Annotated in this window: 7 protein-coding genes and 1 pseudogene; 5 read left to right on the top strand and 3 right to left on the bottom strand. The window is 46.1% G+C overall.

The window, feature by feature from the left end; all coding sequences use genetic code 11:
* Nucleotides 1-204: 204 nt before the first annotated feature.
* Together QUA38_RS12190 and QUA38_RS12195 are read right to left on the bottom strand one after the other, a co-directional pair.
* Entirely contained in the window at nt 205-1914 is a 1710-nt protein-coding gene (locus QUA38_RS12190) for a hypothetical protein (protein WP_333162073.1), read from the bottom strand.
* 609 nt (nt 1915-2523) lie between these two features.
* Entirely contained in the window at nt 2524-3003 is a 480-nt protein-coding gene (locus QUA38_RS12195) for an NUDIX domain-containing protein (protein ID WP_333162075.1), read from the bottom strand.
* A 152-nt stretch (nt 3004-3155) separates the two neighbouring features.
* Between QUA38_RS12195 and QUA38_RS12200 the strand changes: the two genes are divergently transcribed.
* The 5 genes and pseudogenes from QUA38_RS12200 to QUA38_RS29340 form a co-directional block, all read left to right on the top strand.
* Nucleotides 3156-3857, top strand: coding sequence for an alpha/beta fold hydrolase (locus QUA38_RS12200; RefSeq protein WP_333162077.1), 702 nt, complete (start codon nt 3156-3158; stop codon nt 3855-3857).
* Nucleotides 3858-4114: 257 nt separating this feature from the next.
* Nucleotides 4115-4309 (top strand): hypothetical protein, encoded by a 195-nt coding sequence (locus QUA38_RS12205; RefSeq protein ID WP_333162079.1) that lies wholly within the window; start codon nt 4115-4117, stop codon nt 4307-4309.
* A gap of 192 nt (nt 4310-4501) precedes the next feature.
* Nucleotides 4502-4918 (top strand): element excision factor XisH family protein, encoded by a 417-nt coding sequence (locus QUA38_RS12210; protein ID WP_194010740.1) that lies wholly within the window; start codon nt 4502-4504, stop codon nt 4916-4918.
* A complete protein-coding gene (locus QUA38_RS12215; RefSeq protein WP_333151988.1) occupies nt 4906-5241 on the top strand; it encodes a XisI protein in 336 nt (111 codons plus the stop codon). The genes QUA38_RS12210 and QUA38_RS12215 overlap by 13 nt, the downstream gene beginning before the upstream one ends.
* Before the next feature lie 251 nt (nt 5242-5492).
* A pseudogene (locus tag QUA38_RS29340) lies at nt 5493-5645 on the top strand (C2H2-type zinc finger protein); the annotation flags it as partial.
* 84 nt (nt 5646-5729) lie between these two features.
* Here the strand turns inward: QUA38_RS29340 and QUA38_RS12220 are convergent.
* Nucleotides 5730-6800, bottom strand: a complete 1071-nt coding sequence (locus QUA38_RS12220; RefSeq protein ID WP_333162081.1) for a DUF4352 domain-containing protein — start codon at nt 6798-6800, stop codon at nt 5730-5732.
* Between the last annotated feature and the right edge of the window lie 90 nt (nt 6801-6890).

A 6890-nucleotide genomic window follows, 5' to 3' on the forward strand; every position in this document is an offset into this window, starting at 1 on the left:
CTGGTCGGGCGGAAGAAAAAAAACTTCATTCTTAGTGAAGAAAGTAGGGTGCGTCAGCAAGTAGAAATTAGTTTGAGAAGCAACAAATATTCTAGCTGACGCACCCTACTAACTACTAACTCACAATAGTGAAGCAATCAGATTGGATATTACCCATTCCCCTACCGGATTGCCAATTACCGAGGCCCAATTACCGAGGCCCCATTAATTTTCGGTAGCCGCAGGAGATGGCGCAGTTTCAGGCGACGGCGACACTTCCGGGGCAGGAGATGGCGCAGTTTCAGGCGACGGCGACACTTCCGGGGCAGGAGATGGCGCAGCTTCAGGCGACGGCGACACTTCCGGGGCAGGAGATGGCGCAGCTTCGGGCTGCGGGGACTCTTCGGCTGCAGGAGATGGTGCAGCTTCGGGCTGCGGGGACTCTTCGGCGGGTTGCGGTTGAGGAGAAGGGGACTGTTCCGCGGCTGGTTTCGGTTCAGGCGAGGGCGACGGTTGAGCCGCGGGTTTGGGTGCGGGCGGCGACGGTTTGGCCCCTGGCTGTGGTTTGTTTGAGGGGGCCGGCGGCTTCTCAAACTGCGGTTTCACTTCAGTAGGCGCTGGGGAGGGCGGCTGGCCTGTTGGTCTGGGCGCTGTCGGGGCGGGGGCTGGCTGCTGCTGGCCTGGTGGGTTGGGCCTGGTTGGGGTGACAGGAATGCCACTACAAAGTTTTTCGTCGTACTTAAACTCGACAGCCAGTTGGTAAAGCTTGTGCGTGGTGGCTGCTTCAAATGTTAGAGAAGGGCTAATAATCGCAATTTTAGCCGCATTATCGAGAATACCGTAACCCGTGGGGACGATCGGCTGAGGCTCGGCCTTGAGCAAGCCTTGAGGGCTGACAACTGCTCCAAAAACTGCTCTTCCTTGGAGTTTTTGCGAGCAAGCTGTTACGGGATAAGGGACATTTACAGGAGTCGGACCCGTCATTTCCAAGTCAGGATAAGCCTTTTTGAATTTCTCAAACAAAGCAACATAGGTATTTGCAGCCGCCAGCAGTGTCTCTCTGTCGGTGGGTAAGTTTGAACCCGGTTGGCCGGACTGTCCTAGCTGTCGCTGTCCCTCTTCAAATTGTTGTCTCCTGATTCTTTCTTCGGGAGTTTCTGCGATGAGATTCCTTTTATTGGGATCTTTTTGAGTCAATTTTGGTACTCCATCGGGCCCCACATTCCTGCCGGCAATTGGGAATTCCGGGGTAAAGACTGGAGCTCCGTCGGGAAATAGTGGGAGTCCGCCTCTACTGGCTATGATCTTTTTGAGCGCCTCTGCTTCATCTTCCGAGCCGCCGCCGGGAAACTGGGGCGCTTCTGGCAGCGATGGTGGTGGCGGGATATTGCGATCGAAATTACCAGGTAAGGGTGGGAAAAGCAAACCGCTGGGAGGTACGGGTGGGACGAAAGTGGGTGTTGCCTGGGAGGGGGCTCTGAATGTTGGGGATGGAGTTTTGGGAGGTGGTGGGGCTGTTGGGGCCGTTAAGGGCGGGAGAGGGGAATAAGGCTGAGGGGAAAAGAATCCAGGAGGGGGCATTCCCGGCGGCATGGCGGGCAAGTTGATGGTATCAGGTGCGGGGGGCAAGGGCGGGGCTAACTTTGGCCCGGGTCGAAGGGGAACTGGTGCGATCGAAAACGGCGTAAATCGCGTATGAGACGGTCTCGGTGGTATGGTTTGTGGCAGGCGGCCGGCTTCTGCGGGAGTTAGTTCTACTAAGCCGACAGAACCGGGGATATTTTTTGAGGAATTCCCACCATAAAGTATGTTTGAGAGCGTCGGGGCGGTTGCTCCGAGGACTCCGTGCAGGCTGACAGAAGCTAAGGCTGCCCACCAAAAAGGCTGGCGCAGCGGTTCGGAAAGGGTGTTTGCGAGGGAGGAAGAGTCAGTCATTTAAATTTTAGATTTTAGATTTTAGATTTTAGATTTTAGATTGGGAGATTGTTAGATTTTAGATTTTAGATTGGGGGATTGGGGGATTGGTAATTTATATTGTTGTGGTGGTGATTGAGTGTGAATTCGTTTTAATGAGGAGAGGTTGGGAATTCAAAGGTATAATTTTAGCACGGTCGGTATCGAAATTGCCCGATCGACTTTTATGGAGATTTCGCGACGCTCACATCAAGCACTCAAGCCTAAAAACCGGGTTTTTTGGCTGGTTCAACGCTGTTATAACAACCGCCCATAGGGTGAGGACGTTGTTAATTGCTGAAACCATTGTTTTTCTTGCCTAATGCCTTTGACCGAATCCTATACGGGGTTTCTCAGTTATTGTTGAGAATGGTCAGCGAGCGTCAGTCGGGCCTGACTGGGGCGATGGATAAAACAGACTGCGCCGCTGCTATACCGTCTTTTTTCGGGTTCTGGGGCCTAATTATTTCATTACACACGATCGATCCGTTCGATCGACCCCTGTTTCCAATTCGGTTACACAACCCGATTCATCCGTGGAAGTAATTATTCAATCCAAAACCCACAATCCAAAATCCAAAATCGATGGATTCACCAGCGATAGCGGTAATTTTTAAAAGGAGCTCCCTCGATGGTAAGCAAGTCGATGGGATAAATTGGAGCGCCGCTTGCCATATATTGAAACATTTCCCGAACTTCCTCTCCCCGTAGAGACAACTGGTCTAATTCCTTGAGAGAATACCAGCCAGCGCACAAAGTATGCTCATCCGGCTTGCTCTTGGGCGGCGTCTTATCTTCTGGACGAGCCACAAAAATGACTCGCAGGCGCACATTACCCCTTGGCATCACAGTGTGCTCTACCCTGAGAATTCCCTCAACGATGACGGAAATACCCGCTTCCTCGATGGTATTACGCATAGCAGCTTCGAGCAAAGTCTCCCCTTGTTCCACTCGCCCTGCTGGCACATACCACTGCTGCTCGTACTTGCGCTCTTGTACCAGTAGAAAACGGTCTTCTAAGTGAACGACAACTAGGGTAAAATACCATGTTTGAATCGGCTCGCGAGCCATAGAAGTAGATATTCCCTAAGCAAAAGGTTTAACGAGCGGCAGATGTTAGTAATCCAAAGGATGCTTCGGCAAGCGTCTTTGAACTTGAAAAACAGATCGTAGCACTCTGGCCGCAAAATCTAAAATCTAAAATCTAAAATCTAAAATTGACAATGCCATTACCAACCGTGATTTTACCAGGATATTTTGCTGCTGCTTCCGACTATCGCGAATTAGAAAAATCTCTGGTTGATCGAGGTTTCCCAACAGTAACAGTGCCTCTGGGCAAGGGAGATTGGTTGCCGACTTTTGGTGGGCGGTCGATGGTGCCAATTTTGCGACAGCTCGATCGTACGGTCAAACAAATGTTACAGCAATACGGCGTTCCCCAGATCAATCTCGTTGGTCATTCCGCCGGCGGCTGGATTTCTCGCATCTATTTGGGTGAAAAGCCTTACACGATTCACGGCGACGTGCTTGAGGATGCGGGTTTGTGGGAAGCTCACCCTTATGTGAAGACTTTAATCACTTTAGGCACGCCACACGTCTCTCAAGAGCGGTGGACGCGCAAAAATCTAGATTTTGTCAAAATTCACTATCCGGGGGCTTTTCACCCGCAGGTACGCTACGTGTGCGCTGCTGGGAAGGCTATTTTTGGCAAGCGGGGTTTTGGGACTTGGCTAGCTTATAAAAGTTACGAGTTGACTGTGGGGAAAGGCGAAACTTGGGGAGATGGAATTACGCCAGTGGAAGCTGCTGTTTTGGAGGGGGCCGAAAATCTGGTGTTGGAGGGGGTTTGGCATTCGCCTCGTTCTCCGGGGAAGTGGTACGGTTCGCCGGAGGTTTTACCGACTTGGATTGGGTATTTGTGTTAGAAACGAACCGCTTTGAGGTGCGTTAGCGAAGCGCTTCGTCAGCGCTTTTGTCGCTAAGGAAGAAGGAGAAGAAAATACAAGGGGCAGCTTTTGTTAAAACCTAGCTCCGAATGGAGTTTACTCCTACGAAACAGACCCTTGCGATGCGATGTTTGCTTCAATTTTTCCTCAACAACTGAATAGATTGAAAAAATATTTTATGTGGCATCATCGGTAAGATTCAGAAGTCAGGGCGAACCACACAATCAAATTAAAGGTTGGCTGGGGTGGAATTGGGCGACAATGCTACTGTGTGCTTGGATGCAGATAAGGAACCTCAGCCGGATGGTTTGTGGAGAATTGATGCGGGAGGTCGATCGCCAATTAGGGATGATGATTATGTGCGATCGCACTCCGTAGAATCATCGCAGTGTTTGGTATTTGGTGCCAGGGGCGATCGATCTTTTGTTTAACTCAAGCATCGCTATCCGTACAATCATCGCACTGTTTAGTATTTGCTGTAAAGGGATCTCGCACTATCTTGGACAAGCCTTACGAGAGCGAGCTCGCACGCGAAGTTTGACGTGGTGAGTCAACAACCTGAATTGCACTCACACATCTCAATTAATGGCAGTATAATTGTAATTGTTTGTCATCAGGGCTTTATGTCAGCAAAGGATAAATTTCATGATGTTGTGAAGATTGCGTTGCAAAAGGAGGGTTGGCAGATTACAGATGACCCACTTTCCATCAGTGTGGGTGGAGTTGATATGTTAATCGATCTGGGGGCGGAACGTCTGCTGGCAGCCGAAAGGCAGGGGGAGAAAATTGCTGTAGAAATCAAGAGCTTTTTGAATACTTCAGCGATAACTGATTTTCATTTAGCGGTTGGACAATTTATCAACTACCGTACAGCACTCAAGTTTAAAGATCCCCAACGTCAGCTATTTTTGGCAATTCCTTTGACGGCGTATAACGATTTCTTCAAGCGGGAATTTACAACCGCTGTTGTGGAAGATTACCAGTTAAAATTATTGGTTTATGACGTAGAAGAAGAGGTGATAGCTTTATGGAAAAAATAGAAAAATATCGGGATTGTATCAAACAAGTTCTCACGAAATATGCTGCATACAAGCCTTCTTATGGAGAAGTAGAGGTGCAAGTTGTTTTTGACACAGAACACAATCATTATCAAGTTGTTCGAGTGGGCTGGGATAACAAACAGCGAGTTTACGGTTGTCCTATACATCTCGATATTAAGGATGGCAAAATCTGGATTCAGCAGAATGGAACAGAAATCGATTTAGGGCAAGAGCTGGTTAATATAGGTGTGCCGAAGTCGGACATTGTGGTTGGGTTTCATCCACCTTATATGCGTCAGTTTACAGAATTTGCAGTGAGTTAAAACTAACGTTGATGCTTTTGGTTGCAGACATCGATCGCTCTTTATGTGTGATTGGGCGATCGCACTCTGTACAATCATGGTAGGGGAATGGTGGAAATGGATAAGATTGTGAGGAGAAAAATAGCTGGGTTTCCTTGCGTCAATTTAACTTATATTATCTTTATCTTTAAGTTATTGACCATCAAAACTGGCAAATAATATAATTTGGTTATTAATTATAAGACAAAGATAACGTCTGAAAAAAATATCTATGCGATCAATGCAATGAAGCTTTCGGAAATCCACAAGCACTTAAATTTCATAAAAAAAATAAATATTTTATTTGTGGAATCTGTGGAGCCAAGTTTAATGCCTTTAGTGCAATCAATCAACATAAGGAGATGAAACACCCCAAGAACGGTTAGAGAGAACACAAAAGTATAGGTAGATGAGGTGAGCAATACTCACCCTACTGTCTAAACTAGAAAACTACCGGAGTTTGCCAGGTTTCAAAGAGCAAGAGATAAGGGCAAAATAGCCCCTCCTCCCCAACCACTACCAGGAATTTTCAAACTTAAATTGTTTACTCCGGGAGGTACATCAAAAACGATAGTGATTACCTTTTGCAAACCGGGTTGAATCTCACTAAACCAGAACTCAACGGTTTGATCCCCATTCATCTGGAGAGCATTTTTACCCTTTTCAGAAACACTATACTCACACTCTTGAGAGTCAATAATTGTCATCACTGATGCTGAAATTGTACGAGATTTTTTGCCGTCATTCCTCACTATGATACGGATAATAATAAATTCTCCATCAGCATCAGTATTTCCAAGATAGTTGTAAATCCAAGGTGTACGTTCTACCTCTTTTACACAATGAACTGTCTGATCCACAAAAGCGGCTGCAACAATTCTCTCATTATTGAGTATGGGGATGAGGTTTTTGTGTTTCTTGATCAGTGTCTCAAAGGTATTCACATATTCAGATATCTTATTTTGAGCCTGCTGATATAAAGCAGCTTCTTCAGAATTTGTTTTCAAAGACTTAATTGCTTCTTCCAAAGACTTAATTGCTTCATTATAAAGACCTTGATCGGCCATTTGTACTGATTGTTGCAAAACATCTTCATACGAAGCGTTAACGTATTCGGAAATTTTTTGCTGTGCCTCTTCGTATAAATCAGATGAACTAGCAATTTTATTGAGATTATTTATTGCTTTACCGTAAAAACCTTCCTCAGCTATTTTTTGTGATTGAGGCAAAATATATTCATAAATTTTTTGCTGTGCCTCTTCGTATAAATCACATGAAGTAGGAATTGTGTTAAGAGTATTTATTGCTTCATGATAAAGACCTTTGTCAGTCATTTGTGCTGCTTGTTGCAACAGATATTTATAGGAAGCGTAAACGTACTCGGAAATTTTTTGCTGTGCATCTTCGTATAAATCCGATGAACTAGGAATTGCCTTGAGAGTATTTATTGCTTTCTGATACCTATAGTTAGACGCATCGTCAGCAGCAGACTCTATTCTTTGCTTTTCCGACTTTGCTATATCTTCTTCATATTCTTCCAATTTTTTTTGAACAATACAGCGGATTCCGCTGTAATGAGGTACAACAAAATATCATTGTTGTAGTCAAACCTAATGAAAGCGTATTCTCTC

Source organism: Microcoleus sp. Pol12B4, assembly GCF_036701385.1.
GTDB lineage: Bacteria > Cyanobacteriota > Cyanobacteriia > Cyanobacteriales > Microcoleaceae > Microcoleus.